General features: G+C 57.8%; 20 protein-coding genes. 14 read left to right on the top strand and 6 right to left on the bottom strand.

Features of this window, described 5'->3' with window-relative positions; translation table 11 throughout:
• Window positions 1-56: 56 nt before the first annotated feature.
• The 4 genes from BMY36_RS02015 to BMY36_RS02000 all read left to right on the top strand — a co-directional run bounded on the left by BMY36_RS02015 (window position 57) and on the right by BMY36_RS02000 (window position 6174).
• Window positions 57-1049 (top strand): TDT family transporter, encoded by a 993-nt coding sequence (locus BMY36_RS02015; protein ID WP_050520255.1) that lies wholly within the window; start codon window positions 57-59, stop codon window positions 1047-1049.
• Between the two features lie 102 nt (window positions 1050-1151).
• On the top strand, window positions 1152-2600 hold the full coding sequence (gene guaB / locus BMY36_RS02010; protein WP_050520256.1) for an IMP dehydrogenase: 1449 nt from the start codon (window positions 1152-1154) through the stop codon (window positions 2598-2600).
• Between the two features lie 3 nt (window positions 2601-2603).
• Entirely contained in the window at window positions 2604-3767 is a 1164-nt protein-coding gene (locus BMY36_RS02005) for an RsmB/NOP family class I SAM-dependent RNA methyltransferase (RefSeq protein WP_050520257.1), read from the top strand.
• Between the two features lie 127 nt (window positions 3768-3894).
• Window positions 3895-6174, top strand: a complete 2280-nt coding sequence (locus tag BMY36_RS02000; RefSeq protein ID WP_050520258.1) for a hybrid sensor histidine kinase/response regulator — start codon at window positions 3895-3897, stop codon at window positions 6172-6174.
• Window positions 6175-6180: 6 nt separating this feature from the next.
• Here the strand turns inward: BMY36_RS02000 and BMY36_RS01995 are convergent, their stop codons facing one another.
• Window positions 6181-6783, bottom strand: a complete 603-nt coding sequence (locus tag BMY36_RS01995; protein WP_050520259.1) for a hypothetical protein — start codon at window positions 6781-6783, stop codon at window positions 6181-6183.
• Between the two features lie 403 nt (window positions 6784-7186).
• Here BMY36_RS01995 and recA point away from each other — a divergent pair, with 403 nt between their 5' ends.
• From recA to BMY36_RS01970, 5 genes are all read left to right on the top strand, one after another.
• The gene (recA, locus tag BMY36_RS01990; RefSeq protein WP_050520260.1) at window positions 7187-8260 is read left to right on the top strand and encodes a recombinase RecA; all 1074 of its coding nucleotides are present in this window, start codon (window positions 7187-7189) and stop codon (window positions 8258-8260) included.
• A gap of 138 nt (window positions 8261-8398) precedes the next feature.
• Complete coding sequence (gene alaS, locus BMY36_RS01985; protein WP_050520261.1) at window positions 8399-11056, top strand: alanine--tRNA ligase; 2658 nt, start codon at window positions 8399-8401, stop codon at window positions 11054-11056.
• The gene (locus tag BMY36_RS01980; RefSeq protein ID WP_139193906.1) at window positions 11057-11347 is read left to right on the top strand and encodes a DUF1330 domain-containing protein; all 291 of its coding nucleotides are present in this window, start codon (window positions 11057-11059) and stop codon (window positions 11345-11347) included. It begins immediately after the preceding gene.
• A gap of 180 nt (window positions 11348-11527) precedes the next feature.
• Window positions 11528-12322, top strand: a complete 795-nt coding sequence (locus BMY36_RS01975; RefSeq protein WP_050520308.1) for a class II glutamine amidotransferase — start codon at window positions 11528-11530, stop codon at window positions 12320-12322.
• A gap of 36 nt (window positions 12323-12358) precedes the next feature.
• Entirely contained in the window at window positions 12359-12772 is a 414-nt protein-coding gene (locus BMY36_RS01970) for a VOC family protein (RefSeq protein WP_050520262.1), read from the top strand.
• Between the two features lie 45 nt (window positions 12773-12817).
• Here BMY36_RS01970 and typA read toward each other — a convergent pair whose 3' ends face one another.
• On the bottom strand, window positions 12818-14635 hold the full coding sequence (gene typA, locus BMY36_RS01965) for a translational GTPase TypA (RefSeq protein ID WP_050520263.1): 1818 nt from the start codon (window positions 14633-14635) through the stop codon (window positions 12818-12820).
• A 157-nt stretch (window positions 14636-14792) separates the two neighbouring features.
• Between typA and BMY36_RS01960 the strand changes: the two genes are divergently transcribed.
• On the top strand, window positions 14793-15590 hold the full coding sequence (locus BMY36_RS01960) for an FkbM family methyltransferase (RefSeq protein WP_139193905.1): 798 nt from the start codon (window positions 14793-14795) through the stop codon (window positions 15588-15590).
• A 63-nt stretch (window positions 15591-15653) separates the two neighbouring features.
• Here BMY36_RS01960 and BMY36_RS01955 read toward each other — a convergent pair whose 3' ends face one another.
• The 4 genes from BMY36_RS01955 to BMY36_RS01940 all read right to left on the bottom strand — a co-directional run bounded on the left by BMY36_RS01955 (window position 15654) and on the right by BMY36_RS01940 (window position 19026).
• On the bottom strand, window positions 15654-16868 hold the full coding sequence (locus BMY36_RS01955; RefSeq protein WP_050520265.1) for an NADP-dependent isocitrate dehydrogenase: 1215 nt from the start codon (window positions 16866-16868) through the stop codon (window positions 15654-15656).
• Window positions 16869-16961: 93 nt separating this feature from the next.
• On the bottom strand, window positions 16962-18101 hold the full coding sequence (locus tag BMY36_RS01950; protein ID WP_050520266.1) for an HD domain-containing protein: 1140 nt from the start codon (window positions 18099-18101) through the stop codon (window positions 16962-16964).
• Window positions 18102-18103: 2 nt separating this feature from the next.
• On the bottom strand, window positions 18104-18370 hold the full coding sequence (locus BMY36_RS01945; RefSeq protein ID WP_050520267.1) for a hypothetical protein: 267 nt from the start codon (window positions 18368-18370) through the stop codon (window positions 18104-18106).
• A complete protein-coding gene (locus BMY36_RS01940; protein WP_050520268.1) occupies window positions 18367-19026 on the bottom strand; it encodes an alpha/beta hydrolase in 660 nt (219 codons plus the stop codon). Before BMY36_RS01940 ends, BMY36_RS01945 begins: the two co-directional genes overlap by 4 nt.
• A 193-nt stretch (window positions 19027-19219) precedes the next feature.
• Between BMY36_RS01940 and iscR the strand changes: the two genes are divergently transcribed.
• The 4 genes from iscR to BMY36_RS01920 all read left to right on the top strand — a co-directional run bounded on the left by iscR (window position 19220) and on the right by BMY36_RS01920 (window position 23128).
• Window positions 19220-19693, top strand: coding sequence for a Fe-S cluster assembly transcriptional regulator IscR (iscR, locus tag BMY36_RS01935; RefSeq protein ID WP_050520309.1), 474 nt, complete (start codon window positions 19220-19222; stop codon window positions 19691-19693).
• Window positions 19694-19774: 81 nt separating this feature from the next.
• The gene (locus BMY36_RS01930; protein WP_050520269.1) at window positions 19775-20818 is read left to right on the top strand and encodes a cysteine desulfurase family protein; all 1044 of its coding nucleotides are present in this window, start codon (window positions 19775-19777) and stop codon (window positions 20816-20818) included.
• Window positions 20819-20858: 40 nt separating this feature from the next.
• Window positions 20859-22379 carry a Fe-S cluster assembly protein SufB gene (gene sufB, locus BMY36_RS01925; RefSeq protein WP_050520270.1) on the top strand — a complete coding sequence of 507 codons (1521 nt, stop codon included), beginning with the start codon at window positions 20859-20861 and terminating at the stop codon, window positions 22377-22379.
• Window positions 22379-23128 carry an FkbM family methyltransferase gene (locus BMY36_RS01920; protein WP_082224879.1) on the top strand — a complete coding sequence of 250 codons (750 nt, stop codon included), beginning with the start codon at window positions 22379-22381 and terminating at the stop codon, window positions 23126-23128. Before sufB ends, BMY36_RS01920 begins: the two co-directional genes overlap by 1 nt.
• The last annotated feature ends 11 nt before the right edge of the window (window positions 23129-23139 follow it).

Here is a 23139-nt window from a genome sequence, read left to right as displayed (position 1 = left end):
ATGGCATTTTGCGCACCATAGGATATGGATGCGGCATATTGATCAAAGGACACCACATGGCACGCGCGCCGTTTTTCCCTCCGCCCCCTGTTGCCCCCGCCCCAACGCGCGCCTTTGCGCGGATGCCGCCTGCGGTTTTTCCGGGCATCATGGGTCTGTTTGGCCTTGGGCTTGCGCTGCGGCGCGGGGTTGATGTGATCGGCTATCCGCCCGCGTTGCCGGAAATGATCTTGGGCGGGGTCAGCCTGCTTTGGGTGCTAGCGACTTTGGCTTATGGCGTAAAACTGCGCCAACGCACGGGTGTTATATTGGACGATTTGGCGATTTTGCCAGGCCGCACGGGCCTGTCCGCGATGTCGCTGGGGCTGTTGCTGCTGGCCGCGACTCTGCTGCCTTATATGCCCCAAGGGGCCGCTGCATTGATGTTTGCCGGGTTGGCGCTGCATGGCGTGATCGCAGCGCTGATCCTGTATGTCCTTACCAAAGGCCCCGAGGAAGGGCGCCATGTCACCCCCGCGTGGCATTTGCATTTCGTCGGTTTTATCATCGCGGGGCTGGTTGCGGGGCCGCTGGGGTACGGGCTGCTGGGCATGACCCTGCTGGTGGGCAGTGCCATTGTTGCCGCCCTCATTTGGGCCGTCAGTCTGGTGCAGCTTGCCCGCCGTATTCCGCCCGCGCCGCTGCGCCCGTTATTGGCAATCCACTTGGCCCCGGCCAGCCTGTTGGGCACGGTGGCATGGCTGCTGGGGATGCAAGGCGTGGCGGTTGGGTTTGCGGTATTGGGCGCGGTGATTTTGGCAGGGCTGGTTGTGACCATCCGCTGGGTTACCGTTTCGGGGTTTTCGGCACTTTGGGGCGCATTTACCTTTCCACTCGCGGCCTATACCAGCCTTTTGTTTGCGCTTGCGGGTCCGTACCCGGTGCTGGAATGGCCCGCGCTTGGTTGCTTGATCGCCTGTCTGGGCATCGTGCCCGCCATTGCCATCCGCATTTTGCAGATGTGGACCAAGGGCACGCTGGCCGCCAAAACCAACGCGGCAACGGCCTGAAACAGTGGGGCCTTGCGCGCAAAAAGGGGGATTGGGGCTTGCCATCCCCCCCCATGCGTGAAACAGAAAATCGTCAAACGACCGCTCCCAAGGAGGCATCTCATGGAGATTCGCGAGGCTTTGACATTTGACGACGTGCTGCTGGTTCCTGCCGCAAGTTCGGTGCTGCCATCTGACGCCGACACGTCCACCTTTGTCACCCAATCCATCCGGATGAACATCCCTTTGCTGTCGTCCGCGATGGACACAGTGACCGAAAGCCGCATGGCAATTGCCATGGCGCAGGCGGGCGGCATTGGCGTGGTTCACCGCAATCTGGGGGTGGAAGAACAAGCGCATGAGGTGCGGCGCGTCAAGCGGTTCGAATCCGGCATCGTTTACGCGCCAATCACCTTGACCCCCGACCAAACGCTGGCGGATGCCAAGGCGTTGCAAGACCGCTATCACGTCACGGGCTTTCCGGTGGTGGACGCGCAGGGCCGCGTGGTGGGGATTGTCACTAACCGCGATATGCGCTTTGCCTCTGATGACCGCACGCCCGTTAAGGTGATGATGTCATCGGATAATTTGGCGATTTTGCAAGAACCTGCGGACCGGGCTGCGGCGATTTCCTTGATGAAAGCACGGCGGATTGAAAAGCTGTTGATCACCGATGGTGCGGGCAAACTCACCGGGCTTTTGACGCTGAAAGACACCGAAACATCGGTGCTGAACCCCAATGCCTGCAAAGATGCGATGGGGCGTTTGCGCGTGGCGGCCGCCACCACAGTTGGCGATGCTGGGTTTGAACGCAGCTGCGCGTTGATCGACGCGGGCGTGGATATGGTCGTGATCGACACCGCCCACGGCCATTCCGAAGGGGTGGCCCGTGCGGTGGAACGCATCAAGGCACTGTCAAACGCCGTGCAAGTGATCGCCGGCAACGTGGCCACGGCCGAGGCGACGCGCGCCTTGATTGGTGCGGGCGCTGATGCGGTCAAGGTGGGCATTGGCCCCGGTTCCATCTGCACCACGCGGATTGTGGCGGGTGTGGGCGTGCCGCAACTGACCGCCATCATGGATGCGGCACAAGCGGCGGGCAATTACCCGATTATCGCGGATGGCGGCATCAAATATTCCGGCGATTTTGCCAAGGCGATTGCGGCGGGCGCGTCTTGCGCCATGGTCGGTTCGGCGATTGCGGGCACGGACGAAAGCCCCGGTGAAGTTATCCTTTACCAAGGCCGCAGCTTCAAATCGTATCGCGGTATGGGGTCGCTTGGCGCCATGGCGCGCGGATCGGCAGATCGCTATTTCCAAAAAGATGCGGCCAGCGACAAACTGGTGCCCGAAGGGATTGAAGGCCAAGTGCCCTATAAAGGGTCGGCGGCGGCGGTGGTGCATCAATTGGTCGGCGGTTTGCGCGCGGCCATGGGCTATACCGGCAACCGCACCGTGGCCGAAATGCGCGAAAATTGTACCTTTGTGCGCATCACAGGGGCAGGTTTGCGCGAAAGCCATGTGCATGATGTGCAAATCACGCGCGAAAGCCCGAATTACCGGATTGGGTAAGCAATGACCCCCGCCGCCCGCTATGCCGCCGCGATTGATATTCTGGACAAGGTTTTGCGGGGCGAGGCGGCGGAGAAAGCGTTGACCCACTGGGCCCGCGCGAACCGATTTGCCGGGTCCGGCGATCGCCACGCGCTGCGCGATATTGTGTTTGATGTGCTGCGCTGCAAACGGTCTTACGGCGTGCGCGGTGGGGCGAAAACCGGGCGCGGGTTGGTCTTGGGCGCTTTGCGTGCCGCAGGGATTGCGCCCGACGACGTGTTCACGGGCCAAGGCTATGGCCCCGCCGCTTTGACAGATGCAGACGGGCCGGGCGCACAGCCTGAAGGGCTGGATGCGCTGGATTGCCCCGACTGGTTGGCCCCGGCGCTGCTCGCATCATTGGGGGATAATTTCCCCGCCGTGATGCAAACGCTACAATCGCGCGCCCCGGTGTTTTTGCGCGTCAATCTGCGCAAAGGCGATATGGCGCGTGCGGTCGCGGCCCTTGCCCTTGACGGTATCGAAACCCAGCCCAACCCCTTGTCACCAACCGCCCTAGAGGTGTTAAATAACCCGCGCAAGGTACAGACATCAAACGCATATCTGGATGGTTTGGTGGAACTGCAAGACGCGGCATCGCAAGCCATTGTTGATGAACTCTCCCTCAGATCGGGGCAACGTGTCCTTGATTTTTGTGCGGGTGGCGGTGGCAAATCGCTGGCTATGGCGGCGCAAACATCGGCGCAGTTTTTCGCCCATGACATCGCCCCCGCCCGGATGAAAGATCTGCCCGCGCGGGCAAAACGGGCTGGCGTGCAGGTTACGGTGTTGGCCAGTGCCGCCTTGGCCAAGGCTGAGCCTTTTGATTTGGTTTTGGCCGATGCTCCTTGCTCTGGCTCGGGCAGTTGGCGGCGCGCGCCCGAGGCGAAATGGGCGCTGTCGCAGGCCCGTTTGACCGAACTTTGCGCCTTGCAAGCCCAGATTATGGATAATGCCGCCGCGCTGGTGGCGAAAGGTGGCACCTTGGCTTATGCGACCTGCGCGCTCCTTAAAATGGAGAATCAAGATCAGATCACAGCGTTTTTGGGCCGTCATTCCGGCTGGACCCTGAAAAAAGCGCGTGTCTTAACCCCTTTGGAAGGGGGCGATGGGTTCTTTATTGCCTGTCTGAAGCGGAAAATTTAAAGCTGGCTGCAACCCAAGCTTGTTTTTTGTCTGAATTAAGGGCTGGTTAACGTATGGCCCGCTATTGTCAGGCATAAGATGTAGGGGAGCGGCGTTTGTGGCGAAAGCCTCTGAAATAAAGCAAGGCATGGTCGAGGCTGCGCGCGATATTGGCGCAAAGCTGTGGTTGCTTGTGGCTGCGGCCTTGGGCTGCGTCGCCGTTGCTGTTCTGGCGACAGATCAGGGCAATCGACAAACGGCTGCCGCTGCGGGCATCGCTTTGGTGACAGTGGTTCTGTTGGTGCGCGCGTTGGTTTACGGCGCTGACCGCGGCGACAGGTTGCGGGCGCGCAGCTTGCAAGAACTGGTTGGAAAAGACGCGACACCTTGCTTTTCGACAGACGAACTCGGGCAGGTATTATTCATGAATACCGCCGCCAAGGAGCGTTTTGAAGGCATCGAAGGCAGCACTTTGATCGCAAAGCTGAAAGACCATTTTGCCAGTCCGGCCTCGGTTTTATTTCGACTGCAAAGTCGCGCGCGCAGCACCGGCACGGGGCGTGAAGATGTGGTTACACGGCGCGGCCACACCCGCCTTTCCGTTCACGCCCTCGCCCCAGATCGTTTCTTGTGGCGCCTTGAGGAATTTGTGGACAGGTCCCACGCCGGGCGCGGCGCCGAAATGCTGAGCTTGCCCATGATGGTTGCCAACAAATCCGGCGTTGTTTTGTTCACAAATGAGGCGATGCGCCGGCTTCTCGGCGCGCGGCCAAAGCGGGTCGATCGAGTGTTCACTGTCACCACGCTACGCTCTGGCGAAGAGGTTGAGGTGGCGTCGGTTGAAGGCCCGGTGCGGGCCATTCTTGCCGAAATCACAGGGGCAGGTGAACGGCGTGAAATCTATCTGCTTCCGGTCCGCGAACGTCCCGATGGGACAGAAATGGTCGCCGATTTTGAAAACTTGCCAATTGCGCTGATCAAGTTTCGGGCTGATGGGTCCATGCGGTCGGCCAATGCTTATGCGCGTGATTTGACACGCCTGTCGGATGATGAAATGCTCCCGATTCATGACCTTTTCGAAGGGCTTGGTCGATCAGTTTCCGATTGGATGAATGACGTTTTGACCGAACGGGTGCCGGGCGCGTCTGAAATGATGCGCTTGCACCGCGATGGTCCTGAACAATTCGCGCAAGTGGCTCTGCGCCGCATCGTCGAGAATGGCCGCCCTGGCGTATTGGCGATTTTGCAAGATGCGACTGCACTGAAAACGCTTGAAGCGCAATTTGTCCAAAGCCAAAAAATGCAAGCAATTGGGCAACTTGCCGGCGGCATTGCACATGATTTCAATAACCTCCTGACGGCCATTTCAGGCCATTGCGACTTGCTTTTGCTACGTCATACGCAGACCGATCCCGAATATGCTGATCTTGTGCAAATCCATCAGAACGTGAACCGGGCAGCCAGCCTAGTGGGGCAGCTTTTAGCCTTCTCGCGCAAGCAAACATTGAAACCGGAACACATTGATTTGCAGGATGTGCTGTCAGATTTGACGCATCTTTTGAACAGGTTGGTTGGGGAACGTGTAGAGTTGGTACTGACGCATGCGCCGAATTTGGGCATGATCCGCGCTGACAAACGCCAACTTGAACAGGTTTTGATGAATTTGGTCGTCAACGCGCGTGATGCGATGTCTGACAATGGTCTTATCCGCATTGAAACAGAAGCCGTCACCTTGGCGCACGACATGCCGCGCGAACGGGTTTTGATTCCTGCGGGTGACTATTCCGTGGTACGTGTTTTGGACGAAGGCTGCGGTATTCCCGCCGACCTGTTGCAAAAGATATTTGAACCGTTTGTGACAACCAAAGGCGTCGGCAAGGGGACTGGGCTTGGCCTGTCCACCGTTTACGGGATCGTCAAGCAATCTGGTGGGTTTGTGTTCGTCGACAGCGAAGTTGGGCAAGGCGCCGTTTTCACGCTCTACTTTCCGGTAAACGAAGCAGATTTGCCGATCGCAACTTTGTCACAGATCGCCAAGACCGTGCAATCCGCCAAAGCAGGCGAGGGGGTTGTCCTGCTGGTCGAGGATGAAGCGCCCGTTCGCGCCTTTGCCTCACGCGCTTTGCGTTTGCGGGGTTACACAGTCTTGGAGGCTGAAAATGCCGAAGTGGCGCTTAAAACATTGGAAGACCCGACATTGGAGGTCGATGTTTTTGTAACGGATGTTGTCATGCCGGGCATGGATGGCCCCGCTTGGGTCCGCGAAGCGCTGAAAACGCGCCCTGACGTCCGCGTTGTTTTTGTGTCAGGTTATGCCGAGGATTGCCTTTCTGAAAATCAAGCCAGAATTCCAAATTCAGTATTTTTGGCAAAACCCTTTTCACTCAATGAGTTAGCGACAGTCGTGCAAGACCAGATTTTGCACTAGCCCTCCTCACCCCGACGTCTTTAAGATACTAGAATAAAGCGTAAAATCCTCAGCGGCGAATTTCTCCAACATCTGCTCAGTCTTGTGGTGAAGTTCCAAACTGCCTGGGGGCGAAACATTCAGGCGCGGCAAATTGATTTCGCAGCCAAGGCGCTCCTCTAAAAAAGCGACAAAGCTGTCTATATCTTCGTAGCGAAACAGATGATCGACGCCGCGATCTTTCCGAGGTTTTAAAAAGCGCGATTGCGACCCGACGGCCGCAAATTCCGCCGGATCTTGGTCACAATATGCTGTGACAAACTCATCAAAGCTTTTGCCAAGGGTGCTTTTTTTGGCGTCCGTCACATCTTCCCGCTGCCGATAGCGAAACCAACTGCCCAACCAATCCCGCGGTTCACGCATCATTGCGGCGACAGTGAAGGGATGACCAGAAGCGACCTCAAGATAAGGGCCAAGGAACCGGTGAAACCGCTGGACGCTGGTGTGCTTCAAAATTGGTGGGCGTTGAACAACAACTGCCGAAAGTGATTCTAAAGCAGCTTCGATTGCGGTTGAACCCGTTTTCGGCGTCGCAAGAAAAGCCAAACGCTGATCCCAAAATACTAACATTATGTCTCCCTGCGACTTTGGATTTGCTCGTGAATGTTGCATACTGCAAAGAAGGGCCACATAGCCCAACTCAATGCAACATAACAATAATTTTTTCGAAAACGTAGCATGACTGCCGCAATTGCCACCTTGCGGCGCAGATTTACGATGTTCGCAAAACATTGCCACAGAAAAACGGATGTCCGCGCACTGTCTGTGCCTGATTTACCAATTCTTAACCAGCAATTGCTACGGTTAACAAACGATAAGCAGTAAGATCACGTCCAGTCGCGCCTTACTCAATCGTTAGAGTGAAACTTTGTTGCAAATGCTCTTGTTTCCCCATGCGCTTTGTGGGAACAATAGGGGAACAAAATGACATGATTGCCGTGATCTTGCGGCTGTGAAATAAAAGGGTATAGAAATGGCAACGGCAAACCTTTTGGATCTGAACGGAAAACGCGAGATGGATAAGGCAAAAGCGCTGGAAAGCGCCTTGGCGCAGATTGAACGGCAATTCGGCAAAGGCTCAATCATGAAGCTGGGGTCTGAAAACGCTGTCATGGATGTTGAAGCGACATCGACAGGGTCGCTTGGCCTTGACATCGCGCTGGGGATTGGCGGCTTGCCGCAAGGCCGGATTATCGAAATTTATGGCCCTGAAAGTTCGGGAAAAACCACCCTTACGCTGCATGTTCTGGCCGAAATGCAGAAGAAAGGCGGCGTTTGTGCGTTCGTCGATGCAGAGCATGCGCTTGACCCGCAATATGCAAAGAAACTTGGCGTTAACCTTGATGAGCTGTTGATCAGCCAGCCAGATACGGGTGAACAAGCGCTGGAGATTGTGGACACCCTGGTTCGTTCAGGCGCGGTAAGCATTATCGTTGTCGATTCTGTGGCGGCATTGGTGCCAAAATCTGAAATCGAAGGGGATATGGGCGACATGCAAATGGGTTCGCAAGCCCGTTTGATGAGCCAAGCCATGCGTAAATTGACAGCATCCATCGGTCGCAGTAATTGTATGGTGATTTTCATCAACCAGATCCGGATGAAGATTGGTGTGATGTTTGGTAGCCCGGAAACCACGACGGGCGGCAATGCTTTGAAATTCTATGCGTCTGTGCGCTTGGATATCCGTCGCATCGGTGCTATCAAAGACAGAGACGAAGTTGTTGGCAACTCAACCCGCGTTAAGGTTGTGAAAAACAAGGTTGCCCCGCCCTTCAAACAGGTCGAATTTGACATCATGTATGGTGAAGGCATCTCCAAAACTGGGGAGTTGGTCGATCTTGGTGTGAAGGCTGGCGTGGTTGAAAAGTCGGGCTCTTGGTATTCTTATGGGGATGAGCGGATCGGCCAAGGCCGCGAAAACGCAAAACAATTCCTGAAATCAAACCCAGGTGTCGCCCAAGAGATAGAGGATAAAATTCGCGCCTCGCATGGGCTTGATTTTCACATGGACGAATCCGGCACCAGCGATCCCGTGCTGGACGAATGAAACGACCGCCAAATAGCAAGATCATCGGCCGGGACACGCTCCCGGCCTTTTCTTTTGCGCCACCGCGACAGTGGACACCGCGCCTTTGGCCCGCTAAATGAAATGCAACCTGCAATTTGCTGGACAAGGGGCCGCCTCATGCCATCGCTAAACGAAATCCGCACAACGTTTTTGAATTATTTTGACCGCAACGGGCACCGCATTGTGGACAGCAGCCCTTTGGTGCCGCGCAATGACCCAACCTTGATGTTTGCCAATTCGGGCATGGTGCAGTTCAAGAACTGTTTTACCGGGGTGGAACAGCGCGATTACGTCCGTGCCACGACAGCCCAGAAATGTGTGCGCGCGGGTGGCAAGCATAATGATCTTGATAACGTCGGCTACACTGCCCGCCACCATACATTTTTTGAAATGCTGGGCAATTTCAGCTTTGGCGATTATTTCAAATCTGACGCAATCCCATATGCTTGGGAACTTTTGACCCGCGATTTTGACATTCCCAAAGACAAGCTTTTGGTGACCGTCTATCACACCGATGATGAGGCGGCGAACCTTTGGAAAAAGGTGGCCGGCCTAAGTGATGACCGCATCATCCGCATCGACAATGATGACAATTTCTGGCGCATGGGACCAACCGGACCTTGCGGGCCGTGTACCGAGATTTTCTTTGATCACGGCGACAAAATCTGGGGTGGCCCGCCGGGTTCGCCGGATCAAGATGGGGATCGCTTTATCGAAATCTGGAACCTCGTGTTCATGCAAAACGAACAGCATGCCGATGGTTCCATGACGCCGTTGCCAAAACAAAGCATCGACACGGGCATGGGGTTGGAACGGATTGGCGCGCTGTTGCAAGGCAAGCACGACAATTACGACACCGACTTGATGCGCAGTTTGATTGAGGCGTCGGCCCATGCCACCAGCTCCGATCCCGATGGTCCGGGCAAAACCCACCACCGCGTCATTGCCGACCATCTGCGCTCCACCTCCTTTTTGATCGCCGATGGCGTGATGCCCTCGAATGAGGGGCGTGGTTATGTGTTGCGCCGCATCATGCGCCGGGCCATGCGCCACGCGCATCAATTGGGCGCGCAAGACCCTGTGATGCACCGTTTGGTCCCTGCTTTGGTGCGCCAAATGGGCGGCGCTTACCCTGAATTGACCCGCGCCCAAGCCATGATTGAGGAGACGCTACGGCTGGAAGAAACCCGATTCCGCCAGACGCTTGATCGCGGTTTGAAGCTGCTGGATGATGAGCTGTCAAAAATTCCCGAAGGGGCAAACCTGCCGGGCGCAGCCGCGTTCAAGCTGTATGATACTTACGGGTTCCCGCTGGATTTGACCCAAGATGCGCTGCGCGAACAAGGCCGCGCAGTCGATACCGCCGGGTTTGAGGCGGCGATGGCCGAACAAAAGACCAAAGCGCGGGCAAGTTGGTCTGGCTCGGGTGAAACCAAGGATGCTGCGATTTGGTATGATCTGGCCGAAGCGCATGGGGCCACGGAATTTCTGGGCTATGATACGCAAATTGCCGAAGGTCAGGTGCTTGCCTTGGTGCAATCGGGGGCCGCGGTGCCGAAAACTGCCACGGGCCAGTCGGTGCAAATCATTCTGAATCAGACGCCGTTTTATGCGGAATCGGGCGGGCAAATTGGTGATCAGGGCATTTTGACCACCGCAACCGGTGCTGCAAAAATTACCGACACCAAGAAAAGCCAAGGCTTGTTCATTCACATCGCAGAGGTGACGCAGGGCGAAATTTCGGCGGGGCAAGGGGCCACGTTGACGGTCGATCCTGCGCACCGCGCGGCAATCCAAGCGAACCATTCCGCAACGCATTTGCTGCACGAGGCGCTGCGCCGCGCCTTGGGCGATCATGTGGCACAGCGTGGGTCCTTGAATGCGGCGGACCGTTTGCGGTTCGATTTCAGCCACGGGCAAGGTCTGTCTGCGCCGGAACTTGCGCAGGTAGAGGCGGAGGTGAACGCGTATATTCGCCAAAACAGCCTTGTTTCCACGCGGATTATGACGCCGGATGATGCCCGCGCTTTGGGCGCGCAAGCCTTGTTTGGGGAAAAATACGGCGATGAGGTGCGGGTGGTTTCGATGGGGCTGCTTGACGGGTCTGGCAAAGGGGCCGATGGGCGGACCTATTCGCTGGAACTGTGCGGCGGCACCCATGTGGGCCAATTGGGCGAAATTGGGCTGTTTATTCTGCTGGGCGACAGCGCATCCTCGGCCGGGGTGCGGCGGATTGAGGCGCTGACCGGGGCAGGGGCGCTGGCCTATTTGAAGGAACAGCTGGGGCATTTGAATGATGTCGCAAGTTTGATGAAGTCGGTCCCGGCGGACTTGCCCGGACGGGTGAAAACCTTGCAAGAGGAGCGTCGCAAGCTGGAAAATGAAGTGGCGCAGCTGCGCCGCGAGCTGGCGATGGGCGGGTCGGCTGCTGGGCCGGAGGTGAAGGAAATTGGCGGCATCAAACTGATTGCGCAGGTGTTGACCGGGGTTTCGGGCAAGGATTTGCCAGCGCTGATTGATGAGATGAAAGCGCGGATTGGGTCGGGTGCGGTGGTTTTGATCGCTGATACTGGGGCCAAACCTGCGGTGGCGGCAGGGGTGACGGATGATTTGACCGCGACCCTTTCGGCGGTCGATTTGGTCAAAGTGGCGGCGGCAGCCCTTGGTGGCAAAGGCGGCGGCGGGCGGCCTGATATGGCGCAGGCGGGCGGCGCGGATATTGCGGGCGCGGACGCTGCGATTGCCGCCGTGGAAGCAATTTTGGAGGGGAAATAAATGCTGACAGCCCTTTGGATTGCCCATGTTGAGGTGACGGATGCGGAGGCTTACGCGAAATATGCGGCCCTTGCTGGCCCTGCAATTTTGGCGCATGGCGGCGTGTTTTTGGCGCGCGGCGGTCGGTATGTGCAGCTGGAGGGGAATGATCGGCCCCGCAACGTGGTGGCGCGGTTTCCGAGCCTAGAGGCGGGGGTGGCCTGCTACCGCTCGGCGGAATATCAGGCGGCGCTGGCCCATGCGAAAGGGGCCAGCATTCGCGATTTGATGGTGCTGGAGGAGGCAGAGTAGCCTGCGCATCGCGCGCGATGCGGCGACTAAGCCATTGATTTAAGGGGTAAAGGTGTTTTCCCTTTACCCTTTTTTAATATTTGGATCGCGCGAAATTCTCCCCCTTCTGTCAACACTTCCTTTGCGATATGCTGGCAGCATAGCGTGGCGACAGACCGCGCGTGGCAGGAAGGGTGTGATATGTGCCGTTGGGCCGCCTATATTGGCAAACCGATTTTTCTGGAGGAGGTGGTCAGCCGCCCCCGCCATTCGTTAATTCACCAAAGCCATTGTGCGACCGAATGTAAATCGGCGATCAATGCGGATGGGTTTGGGCTGGCGTGGTATGACGGGCGCGACGAGCCGGGGCAGTACCGCGATGTGTCGCCAGCTTGGTCTGATTGCAATTTGAAAAGCTTGGTGCAGCAGGTCCGGTCGGGGCTGTTTTTGTCCCATGTGCGGGCCTCGACGGGCACGGCGACCAGCCGCAACAATTGCCATCCGTTCACCAGCAAGCAATGGTCGTTCATGCACAATGGGCAGGTTGGCGGGTTTGAACATTTCCGCCGCGCGGGAGATATGATGATACCGGACGCGTTTTATGGCGAACGGCGCGGGGCGACCGACAGTGAGGCGCTGTTTTTGGTGGCCCTGTCGGAGGGGATGGACGCGGACCCTTGCGGTGCGTTGGAACGGTCCACCGCGCGGTTTGAGGCGCTGAGCCGTGCGCGCGGAACATCGCCGCATATTCGAATGACGGCGGCGTTTTCGGACGGCAAAAAACTGTACGCCGTGCGCTATGCCACCGATAATAAAGCGCCAACGCTGTACCACCGCTGGTCCGACACGCATCAGGGCCGCGCCGTGGTGTCCGAGCCATTGGAGACGGACGAGACCGATTGGCAATTGGTGCCGCCGGGGATGTTTTGCACGTTCGATGGGGAGAGTGTGGCGATGCAGCCGTTTGAGCCAGGGCGGGTGGCGGTGGCGGCGTGAGGGGCCCTCGATTTCGTTTGTATAAAGGAAAATTAAATGATCGGCTATGTCACTGTTGGTGCTGATGACATCGCGCGCGCAAAGACGTTTTATTCCGCGTTTTTACCCAAGCTTGGTTTCGTATTATCGGAGTCGGACGCAGGTTTGAGTTTTTCGGTTCCGGCGGGCGACAATCGCTATCTGCCCGCTGATTTTTACGTCAAACCGCCGCTCGATGGAGATGCTGCGTCTGCGGGGAATGGCGCGATGGTCGCGTTTGAAGTGCCCAGCCAACAAGCCGTGCGCGCGATGCACGCCGCAGCGGTTGCGGCGGGTGGCAGCGATGAAGGCGCGCCGGGATTTCGGCCCGCTTATAGTGCTGGGTTTTATGTGGGCTATTTGCGCGACCCGCAGGGCAACAAAGTCGCGCTGTTTTGCAACAATTCAGCGGAGCCGTCACGGACGAATTAATTGATCGCCCCTAAAAAAGCCCGCATCGCTGCGGGCTTTTCCAATTCAGGCTGATTTCGACTGACGCTTGCGTTCATGCGGGTCGAGGAAGCGTTTGCGTAGCCGGATGTTTTTGGGCGTGACTTCGACCAATTCATCATCGGCGATATAGGCGATGGATTCCTCCAGCGACATGCGCACCGGGGTTGTCAGGCGCACCGCTTCGTCCGTGCCGCTGGCGCGCACGTTGGTCAGCTGTTTGCCTTTCAGCGGGTTAATCTCCAGATCATTGTCGCGCGAATGTTCGCCAAGGATCATGCCCTGATACACTGCTTCTTGCGCGCCGATGAAGAATTTACCGCGATCTTCCAGCTTCCACAACGCGTAGGATACCGAAGTGCCGTTTTCCATCGAGATCAAAACGCCCTGACGCCGGCCCTGAATTGGGCCTTTGTGCGGAGTCCAGGAGTGGAACAGGCGGTTCAGAACGCCGGTGCCGCGGGTGTCGGTCAAAAACTGGCCGTGATAGCCGATCAGACCGCGCGAAGGGACATGGGCGACGATGCGGGTTTTGCCCACGCCGGCGGGTTTCATTTCCAGCAAATCGCCTTTGCGTTCGCCCGTGATTTTTTCGATCACAGCGCCGGAATATTCATCATCCACGTCGATGGTGACTTCCTCAACAGGCTCCATCCGCACGCCGCCTTCGTCTTTGAAGATCACGCGGGGGCGCGAGATTGACAATTCAAACCCTTCGCGGCGCATGTTTTCGATCAACACACCCATCTGGAGTTCGCCACGACCCGACACTTCGAACGCTTCACCGCCCGCTGTGTCGGCGATTTTAATGGCTACGTTGGTTTCGGCCTCATCCATCAGACGTTTGCGGATGATGCGCGATTGGACTTTGGTGCCATCTTTGCCCGCCAACGGGCTGTCGTTGATGCCAAAGGTCACGGTGATTGTGGGCGGATCAATGGGCTGCGCTTCAATCGCTTCGTCAACGGCCAGATCGCAGAGGGTATCGGCCACGGTCGCCTTGGTCATGCCCGCGATGGTGACGATGTCGCCTGCGACGGCCTCCTCAATCGGTTGCTGGCTCAGACCACGGAAGGCGAGGATTTTGGTGACGCGGAACTGTTCAATCTTTTCGCCCGTACGCGACAAGGCCTTGATTTGCGTGCCCATTTTCAGTGTGCCAGATTCGACACGGCCTGTCAGGATGCGGCCGATGAACGGGTCGGCGGACAGGGTGGTGGCCAGCATTTTGAACGGTTCATTCGCTTGGGCGACCTGCGCGGGGGCAGGAACGTGCTTTACGATCAGATCGAATAGCGCGTTCAGGTCTTTGCGGGGCCCGTCGAGTTCGGTATCGGCCCAGCCGGAGCGGCCCGAGGCGTAAAGATGCGGGAAGTCGAGTTGTTTGTCATCTGCGCCCAAGTTGGCGAACAGATCGAAACATTCGTCCAGTGCGCGGTCAGGTTCGGCGTCATGCTTGTCGACTTTGTTCAACACGACGATGGGGCGCAGGCCCAGTGCCAGCGCTTTGGCCAGCACGAATTTGGTTTGGGGCATCGGGCCCTCGGCCGCGTCCACCAGCAGGCAAACGCCGTCCACCATCGACAGGATGCGTTCCACCTCGCCACCGAAATCGGCGTGGCCGGGGGTGTCGACGATGTTGATGCGCATGCCGCCCCATTCCACGCTGGTCGCTTTGGCCAGAATGGTGATGCCGCGTTCGCGTTCGATGTCATTGCTGTCCATCGCGCGTTCGGTGGTGGATTGGTTGTCGCGGTAGGTGCCGGATTGTTTCAGCAGCTCATCGACCAATGTGGTTTTGCCATGGTCGACGTGGGCGATGATGGCAATGTTACGAAGCTCCATCGGAGATATCTCTTTTTCAGTTCATTAGGGTTGGGGCGCAGGTAACGCAGGTTGGCGGGAAAGGCCAGAGGAACCTTGCGGCTTGCGCTATTTTTAGGGGGTTTGCGCGCGGGGCTGCAAAGATGTAGCGTTTTTGGGTGCAGTTGAGGATGGATTTATGGCGAAAATGCCAGTCGAGGATGCGGGTGGCGCGCGCGAGGTGATGGGGCAATTGCTGCGGGTGATGACGCAGCAGGTGCATTTAAGCCGGGTCGCGTTGCTGGAGGATGGGCATATTTTGCGGTTCAACGCGGGGGGCATGGCGCGGATCGCGATGAGCCTGCCGGACGCGGTGGATGACTTTGTGCAAGGCGTGATTTTGCAGACCCGCGGGTTTTATGAGGCCAAGATTTTGGCGCGCGTGCAGGCGTTGGGGATTGTGGGGCCGGGGTCGGTGGTTTGTGATGTGGGCGCGAATATTGGCAATCATACTGTTTATTTTGGCGTTATGATGGGGGCGGGGCAGGTGATTGCGTTCGAGCCGCAGCGCCATTGCCACGCGGTTTTGCAGGCCAATATCGCGCTGAACGGGTTGGGCGACCGCGTGGTGGCGCATAACGCTTTGGTGGGGGCGCAGGCGGGGATGGGGGCGCTGGCGGCGTTCAATGTGCGCAATTTGGGTGGCACATCCTTTGTCGCAGATGCTGCGGGCACGGTGCCGATGCTGGCTTTGGACGCGGTTTTGAGTGCTACAGAGGTGGCGGCGCTGGACCTGATCAAGATTGACGTGGAGGGGATGCAAATCCCGGTTTTGCAAGGGGCGGCGGGGATACTCGCGGCGCGCCACCCGGCGATTTGGGTCGAATTGCTGCAAAAAGACGCAGCGTTTGACGAGACTGCGGCGTATTTGGCTGGGTTTGGCTATGCCGCCGAGCGGTTGGCGCGCAATGACTTTTTATTCCGGGTGGCGGTTTAAGGCGCGCGCGCCGGGGGGGCTTTGTGCCCCCCAGCGTTAGGTATTTAAGCCAAGACGAATTGGTTAGGGTTTCATCGCCTTGTCGAGATATTGCGCCACTTTTTCCAGATATCCGATCGTGGTTAGCCATTTTTGATCGGGACCAACCAGCAGCGCAAGGTCTTTGGTCATGTGACCATCCTCCACACATTGCACGGTAACCTGTTCCAAGGTGGCGGCGAATTGCGCCAATTCTGCGTTATTGTCCAGTTTGGCGCGGTGTTTCAGGCCGCCTGTCCACGCAAAAATGGACGCTATGGAATTGGTGGAGGTTTCTTTGCCTGCCTGATGTTGGCGGTAATGGCGGGTGACGGTGCCGTGCGCGGCCTCCGCCTCCACCACTTGGCCATCGGGCGACATGAGGATGGAGGTCATCAGGCCAAGCGAGCCGAACCCTTGGGCCACGGTATCGGACTGCACATCGCCGTCATAGTTTTTGCAGGCCCAAACGTAACCGCCAGACCATTTCATCGCCGATGCCACCATATCATCGATCAAACGGTGCTGGTAGGTGATGCCCGCCGCGTCGAATTTATCAGCAAATTCCGTGTCATAAACCTGTTGGAACAAATCCTTGAAGCGGCCATCATAGGCCTTGAGGATGGTGTTTTTGGTGGACAGATACACCGGCCAACCTTTGGTTAGGCCATAGTTCAGGCTGGCGCGGGCGAAATCCATGATGCTGTCATCAAGGTTGTACATCGCCATGGTGACGCCGGCGGAAGGGGCATCAAACACTTCGCGTTCAATGACTTCGCCATCAGTGCCGACGAATTTGATTGTCAACTTGCCCGGCCCCGGAAAGCGGAAATCGGTGGCGCGGTACTGGTCGCCGAACGCGTGGCGGCCCACGACGATCGGTTGGGTCCAGCCCGGCACAAGGCGCGGCACGTTTTTGCAAATAATCGGTTCGCGGAAAATAACGCCGCCCAGAATGTTGCGGATGGTGCCATTGGGCGAGCGCCACATCTGTTTTAGGCCAAACTCCTCCACCCGCGCTTCATCGGGGGTGATGGTCGCGCATTTAATGCCGACGCCGTATTTTTGGATGGCATGGGCCGCGTCAATGGTGATTTGGTCATCGGTCGCATCGCGGCTTTCCATGCCCAAATCGTAATATTTCAGATCAATATCAAGATGTGGCAGGATCAGTTTTTGTTTGATGAAATCCCAGATGATGCGGGTCATTTCATCGCCGTCGAGTTCGACCACGGGATTTGCGACTTTGATCTTAGTCATGTGTCACGCCTTTTTATGGGTTCGGTTTGGCGCGGGTTTAGCGGGTTTTTGCAGGTTTGGAAAGATGCGGTATGCGATTGTATACCGTTTGATCTATTTGAAGAACGGCAAGGCGCGGGCGCGGATATAGGGCCAAAGCTGGGGCGCACCGCGCGCGATTTTATCGCCAACGCGGGATTCGAGTTGCGCAAATGTGACGTTATATTCAATCCACGACCCGCCGCCCGATTGGATGTTTTGCATCACGGGTTGCACGCGGTCCAGTGATTTGGCAAATTGGGCGCTGGGGGTTTGATTGCCCTCAAACTCTTGCCACAAGGCATGAAGAGTGTCGCCCAAAGGGTTGGGAAAAAGGGAAAATATGCGTTTTGCGGCAATTGCTTCGGCCGCGAGTGTATCGGCGGAGCTGTGCGCGGTGCCGCCTGCGGAATGGATTGGCACATCGCCCACGTCGATTTCCACCAGATCATGCAGCAACAGCATTTGAATGACGTGTGCGATGTCGACGTTTGCGCCTGCTTGATCGGCGAGGATCAGGGCGTAAAGGGCGATGTGCCATGAATGTTCGGCAGAGTTTTCAAAGCGGGAGCCGTCGCACAGCGTGGTGGCGCGGTTCACTGATTTAAGCTGATCGGCTTGGTTCAGAAAATCAAGGGTGCGTTCAAAATCAGAGGGTTCTGGGCGGATGTTATCAAGCCGCATGAGGGCTGCGGCATGGGCTGCGGGCCAGCGGGTGGCCATGTCGCGCGCGCGGCCCGTGGCGAGATTGTCGCGCACGATTTGCACATGATCGGGGCGCGGTGTGGCGGCGCAAAGGGCCTGAAACATCGGCTGGGCATGGTCGATTTGTTTGGCATAGCGGGCGGTGGGGGTCACGCCCGCCTCAAATTCCGCCCACAGATCGGAGGTGAGGGTGGTGAGCGCGGGCGGCAGCAGGCCAAAGAGGCGTTTGGCCGCGCGCGCCTCGGCCAGCGATTGGCCGGGGTTGGGCAAATGGATAGGGTGATCGCCCGCATCAATTTCAACCAGATCGTGCAGCAAAAGCATGGTGATGGCGCGGGGAATGTCGGCGCCGTTGGGCGCGTCATGCGCAAACACCAGCGCCCACAGGGCAACGTGCCAAGAATGTTCGGCGCTGTTTTCAGGCCGCGTGCCGTCCAACAGGTCGTTGGCGCGCAAGACGGATTTCAGGCGGTCTGCGGTGTTCAGGAAGGCGAATTGGGCATCTAGCACCGTTAGTGGCCACCCGTTTCATAATCTTTGGGCGCGTCGGGGGCTGCGGCACCTGTTTGGGCTGCGGCCAGCGCCTTGGCCAGAAATTCGCGGCCCCGGCGTTCGGCCATGCGCACGCGCACCGCTGTCAAAAACGCCTCTTGCAAGGTGGGGGACGATGCGCCCACCACCCGGCTAACCTTTTCATAAAAGCGATCATCATCAATGGTTTCCATCGCTTCTAGCGTCGATTTGGCCAACGCATCGCCCAGCTCCTCTACCACATTCATCTGGTTTGTTCCGTGATGCGGCGGCGGACGTAGCCAGTGACGGTGTCGATCATCGGGGTCATGTGCGACACTTCATCTTTGAAGAAATGGTCGGCCCCTTCGATCTGGGTGTGGGTCACGGTGATGCCCTTTTGCTCATGCAGTTTGTTCACGAGGTTCACGGTATCTTTTGGCGGGGCGACTTTGTCGGCGGTGCCGTTGATCACAAGGCCCGAGGAGGGGCAGGGCGCGAGGAACGAAAAGTCGTACATATTGGCGGGCGGGGCGACCGAAATAAAGCCCGTGATTTCGGGGCGGCGCATCAGCAGTTGCATGCCGATCCAAGCGCCGAAGGAAAAGCCCGCGACCCAGCAATGTTTGGAGTTTTGGTTCATGGATTGTAGATAATCGAGTGCGGATGCCGCATCGCTCAACTCGCCAATGCCCTGATCATATTCGCCCTGGGACCGGCCCACACCGCGAAAGTTGAAGCGCAGCACGGTAAAGCCCATGTTGTAAAATGCGTAATGCAGGTTGTAGACGACCTTGTTGTTCATGGTGCCGCCAAATTGCGGATGCGGGTGCAGCACGATGGCGATGGGGGCGTCGCGTTCCTTTTGGGGGTGGTAGCGGCCTTCGAGGCGGCCTTCGGGGCCGGCAAAAATCACTTCGGGCATCGTGGCCTTGTCACTTTCCTGCGGCGGCTTTGGTGGACAAAGCGGGTGCGCATATTTAGAACGGTTCAAAACAGGCCTGTTGCCACGCCTGCGGTTCGGCTTGAGTTAAGCGCGACGGTGGTGCAGGTCAATGCGTATGGTGGAAATGCTGTGCGAATGTGCAGTGTTTTTGGGCAATTGGCGGGGATGGGGCATGAAACTTTCGACCAAAGGGCGCTATGCGATGGTGGCGCTGACGGATTTGGCGCTGGCGCAGGGCAAATCGGGCGGCGAGGAGTTGGTGTCGCTGTCCGAGATTTCCAAGCGGCAAGATATTTCCTTGCCCTATTTGGAGCAGTTGTTTGTGAAGCTGCGCCGGGCGGGGTTGGTGAAGGCGGTGCGCGGACCCGGCGGGGGGTATCGGTTGGCGCGGCCCCCGGCGGAGGTGCGGATCAGCGAGATTTTGGAAGCGGTGGAAGAGACGGTGAGCGCGATGCATTCGGGTGCGGGCGCATCGGGGGGCGTGTCGGGCAGCCGGGCGCAATCGTTGAGCAATCGGTTGTGGGAAGGGCTGTCGGCGCATGTTTATGTGTTTTTGCACCAAGCGCGATTGTCGGATGTGATCCGCAACGAGATGCAGCCGTGCCCCGCCGTGCCTGCGCTGTTTCGCGTGGTGGATGAGGACTAGGGACGCGGGGGCGCTGCCCCCCTTGGCCTTGCGGCCAATTCCCCCCGGGATATTTCAGAACAGAAAAAGGAAAAAGGCGCGGTGGAGCGGGTTTATTTGGATTGGAATGCGACCACGCCGCTGCGGGTTGAGGCGCGTTTGGCGATGATCGCGGCGATGGATGTGGTGGGCAATCCATCATCTGTGCATGCCGAAGGACGCGGGGCCAAGGCGGTTTTGGAGCGCGCGCGGGGGCAGGTGGCGCAGGCGTTGGGCGCGCAAGGCGCGGATATTGTGTTTGTGGGATCGGCCACCGAAGGTGCTGCGCTGGCTTGTGCGGGGCGGGGGTTGCATTGTTCGGATGTGGAGCATGACGCGGTGAGCGCGTGGTGTGTGGCGGATTTGGGCGTGGACGCGTTGGGCGCGGTGGCGGTGCCTGAGCCGGGGTGTGCGGCCGTGCAGCTGGCCAATTCGGAAACCGGGGTGATGCAGGAATTGGCCCAAGGGGTGGCGGTCGCGGATTTAACCCAAGCCTTTGGCAAGGTGGCGTTTTCGTTCAATTGGCTGGAGTGCGATGCGGGGTTGGTATCGGCGCATAAGCTGGGTGGGCCCAAAGGGATTGGGGCGGTGGCGCTGCGCCCCGGTGTGGATTTGGCGGTGCAGATTAAGGGCGGCGGCCAAGAAATGGGGCGGCGTGCAGGCACCGAAAACATCATTGGCATCGCGGGATTTGGGGCGGCGGCAGAGGCAGCAGCCCGCGATTTGGCCAATGGAATTTGGGAAGAAGTGGCCCAACTTAGAAATATTCTAGAAAAGGCATTGTCTGCCCAGACAAATGATACTATTTTTGTCGGGAAAGGCGCTGCGCGCTTGCCCAACACCCTGTGCCTCATTGCGCCGGGGTGGAAAGGCGAGACGCAAGTGATGCAGATGGACCTTGCGGGGTTCGCGGTGTCGGCAGGGTCTGCGTGTTCATCGGGCAAGGTGCGGGCCAGCCGCGTGTTGCGTGCGATGGGGTTTGAGGAGGAATTGGCCGCGCAAGCGGTACGCATTTCTATCGGGCCGGGGGTGACGGAGGACCAAGTGCTGCGGTTTGCGGATATTTGGGCGAAACAGTATAACAAGCACCGCGCGCGGCACGCTTGAAAGGATTGCGGGTTTGACGCCCGAAAAAGGAGTTTGCGATATGACACAGCTTGATATCGAAGTGCGCGACGGCGTGGACCGCGAAACCGTGGAAACCGTGAACGCGATGGCCGGCAAGTATAAATACGGCTGGGAGACTGAGATTGAGATGGATTTCGCGCCCAAAGGCGTGAATGAGGATATTGTGCGCTTGATTTCGGGCAAAAACGGCGAGCCGGAGTGGATGCTGGAATGGCGTTTGGCGGCCTTTGCGCGCTGGAAGGAAATGGAAGAGCCGGACTGGGCGATGGTCAGCTATCCCAAGATTGATTATCAAGATATCTACTATTACGCGTCGCCCAAGAGCATGGAGGGCAAGCCGAAGTCGCTGGACGAGGTGGACCCTAAGCTATTGGCAACATATGAGAAATTGGGGATTCCGCTGCGCGAGCAGATGATCCTGGCCGGGATTGAAGGGGCAGAGGGCGCGCCCGCCGATGGGCGCAAAGTGGCCGTGGATGCGGTGTTTGACTCTGTGTCACTGGGCACCACGTTTCAGGCCGAATTGTTGCGCGCGGGCGTGATTTTTTGTTCGATTTCCGAGGCGTTGCGCGAGCATCCAGAGTTGGTGCGCAAATATATCGGGTCGGTGGTGCCACAGACGGACAACTATTTTGCGACGTTGAATTCGGCGGTATTTTCGGATGGGTCGTTCGTTTACATTCCGCCCGGCACGCGCTGCCCGATGGAGTTGTCGACCTATTTCCGCATCAATGCCGAAAACACCGGACAGTTTGAGCGTACGCTGATCATTTGCGACAAGGGCGCCTATGTGAGCTATCTGGAAGGGTGTACCGCGCCGAAACGCGACACCAACCAGCTGCACGCGGCCGTGGTCGAAATTGTGATTATGGAGGACGCGGAGGTGAAATATTCCACCGTGCAAAACTGGTATCCGGGCGATGAAAATGGCGTGGGTGGGATTTACAACTTTGTGACAAAGCGCGCGGATTGCCGGGGCGACCGGGCAAAGGTGATGTGGACACAAGTTGAAACTGGGTCGGCAATTACGTGGAAATACCCATCCTGCATTTTGCGCGGCGATGACAGTCAGGGTGAATTTTATTCGATCGCGATTGCGAACAACGCCCAGCAGGCCGATACGGGCACCAAGATGATCCATTTGGGCAAGCGCACCAAGTCGCGCATCGTGTCCAAGGGGATTTCGGCGGGGCGGGCGCAGAATACTTATCGTGGGTTGGTAACAATGCACCCCAAAGCATTGGATTCGCGCAATTATACCCAATGCGACAGCTTGCTGATTGGCAGCAATTGTGGTGCGCATACCGTGCCTTATATTGAAGTTAAAAACAATTCCAGCCGCGTGGAGCATGAGGCGACAACCAGCAAAGTCGATGATGACCAGCTGTTTTATTGCCGGTCGCGCGGGATGGATGAGGAAGAGGCCGTGGCGCTGGTTGTGAACGGGTTTTGCAAAGAGGTGCTGCAATCTTTGCCGATGGAATTCGCGATGGAAGCGCAAGCGCTGGTTGCGATATCCTTGGAAGGGTCCGTTGGCTGATGTCTGCGTTCGTGCCGATTGATTTGGACGCGGCCCGCGCGGGGCTGGGGGCGGGGGTGGTGACGTTCCCGCCGCTGGGCCTGACGCGGTCGGTGCAATGGGGCCGCGCGGTGGTGTTTTGCACCCGCGATGTGCCCGATCCGATCTTGCGCAACCACCAAACCGGGCAGTTTTACGAAGCCAAGGATTTGCGCGCGCTGCGGCCCTATTTCCCCAAAGGTGGGGTTTTTGTGGATATTGGCGCGAATGTGGGCAATCACAGCTTGTTCGCGGCGTTGTTTTTGCACGCTGCAAAGGTGGTTCCGGTGGAGCCGAACCCGGTGTCGTACACGCTGCTGCTTGCCAATATCGTGGCGAATGGGCTGGTGGGAACGTTTGATCTGCGCGGCCTTGGCATTGGCGCATCCGACCGGGCGGCGGGTGGTTTTGCAATGGAAGTGCGGACCAAAAATGTGGGTGCGGCCAAGATGTTACCCGGCGAAGGTGATATCAACGTGCAACGCGGCGATGATATTTTGGCGGGGCTGGTCCCCAATATGATCAAGATCGACGTGGAAGGCATGGAGATTGAGGTGCTTGCGGGGTTGGAGGAAACGGTAGCGGCGCACAAGCCTGTGATGCTGATCGAAGTGGACACCCGCAATGATGCAGCGTTTTTGGCCTGGGTGAAGGCGCATCATTACGATGTGGCGCAGGTTTTCGTCCGCTATAAAACAAACAAGAATTATCTGATTACGGCTGCGGCCTAGAGCAGACGAAA

The organism is Pseudorhodobacter antarcticus, from assembly GCF_900110135.1.
Lineage (GTDB): Bacteria > Pseudomonadota > Alphaproteobacteria > Rhodobacterales > Rhodobacteraceae > Pseudorhodobacter > Pseudorhodobacter antarcticus.
Note: the sequence above shows the minus strand (reverse complement) of the source record. Positions and strands in the feature narration are given on the sequence as shown.

Bases quoted from the DNA above. Each gene is read 5' to 3' on its own strand.
- BMY36_RS01955 (WP_050520265.1), bottom strand. From the start codon at position 16,868: ATGACTAAGATCAAAGTCGCAAATCCCGTGGTCGAACTCGACGGCGAT.
- sufB (WP_050520270.1), top strand. From the start codon at position 20,859: ATGACACAGCTTGATATCGAAGTGCGCGACGGCGTGGACCGCGAAACC.
- guaB (WP_050520256.1), top strand. From the start codon at position 1,152: ATGGAGATTCGCGAGGCTTTGACATTTGACGACGTGCTGCTGGTTCCT.
- iscR (WP_050520309.1), top strand. From the start codon at position 19,220: ATGAAACTTTCGACCAAAGGGCGCTATGCGATGGTGGCGCTGACGGAT.
- BMY36_RS02005 (WP_050520257.1), top strand. From the start codon at position 2,604: ATGACCCCCGCCGCCCGCTATGCCGCCGCGATTGATATTCTGGACAAG.
- BMY36_RS01945 (WP_050520267.1), bottom strand. From the start codon at position 18,370: ATGAATGTGGTAGAGGAGCTGGGCGATGCGTTGGCCAAATCGACGCTA.
- typA (WP_050520263.1), bottom strand. From the start codon at position 14,635: ATGGAGCTTCGTAACATTGCCATCATCGCCCACGTCGACCATGGCAAA.
- recA (WP_050520260.1), top strand. From the start codon at position 7,187: ATGGCAACGGCAAACCTTTTGGATCTGAACGGAAAACGCGAGATGGAT.
- BMY36_RS01995 (WP_050520259.1), bottom strand. From the start codon at position 6,783: ATGTTAGTATTTTGGGATCAGCGTTTGGCTTTTCTTGCGACGCCGAAA.
- alaS (WP_050520261.1), top strand. From the start codon at position 8,399: ATGCCATCGCTAAACGAAATCCGCACAACGTTTTTGAATTATTTTGAC.
- BMY36_RS01980 (WP_139193906.1), top strand. From the start codon at position 11,057: ATGCTGACAGCCCTTTGGATTGCCCATGTTGAGGTGACGGATGCGGAG.
- BMY36_RS01970 (WP_050520262.1), top strand. From the start codon at position 12,359: ATGATCGGCTATGTCACTGTTGGTGCTGATGACATCGCGCGCGCAAAG.
- BMY36_RS01975 (WP_050520308.1), top strand. From the start codon at position 11,528: ATGTGCCGTTGGGCCGCCTATATTGGCAAACCGATTTTTCTGGAGGAG.
- BMY36_RS02015 (WP_050520255.1), top strand. From the start codon at position 57: ATGGCACGCGCGCCGTTTTTCCCTCCGCCCCCTGTTGCCCCCGCCCCA.
- BMY36_RS01960 (WP_139193905.1), top strand. From the start codon at position 14,793: ATGGCGAAAATGCCAGTCGAGGATGCGGGTGGCGCGCGCGAGGTGATG.
- BMY36_RS01920 (WP_082224879.1), top strand. From the start codon at position 22,379: ATGTCTGCGTTCGTGCCGATTGATTTGGACGCGGCCCGCGCGGGGCTG.
- BMY36_RS01940 (WP_050520268.1), bottom strand. From the start codon at position 19,026: ATGCCCGAAGTGATTTTTGCCGGCCCCGAAGGCCGCCTCGAAGGCCGC.
- BMY36_RS02000 (WP_050520258.1), top strand. From the start codon at position 3,895: ATGGTCGAGGCTGCGCGCGATATTGGCGCAAAGCTGTGGTTGCTTGTG.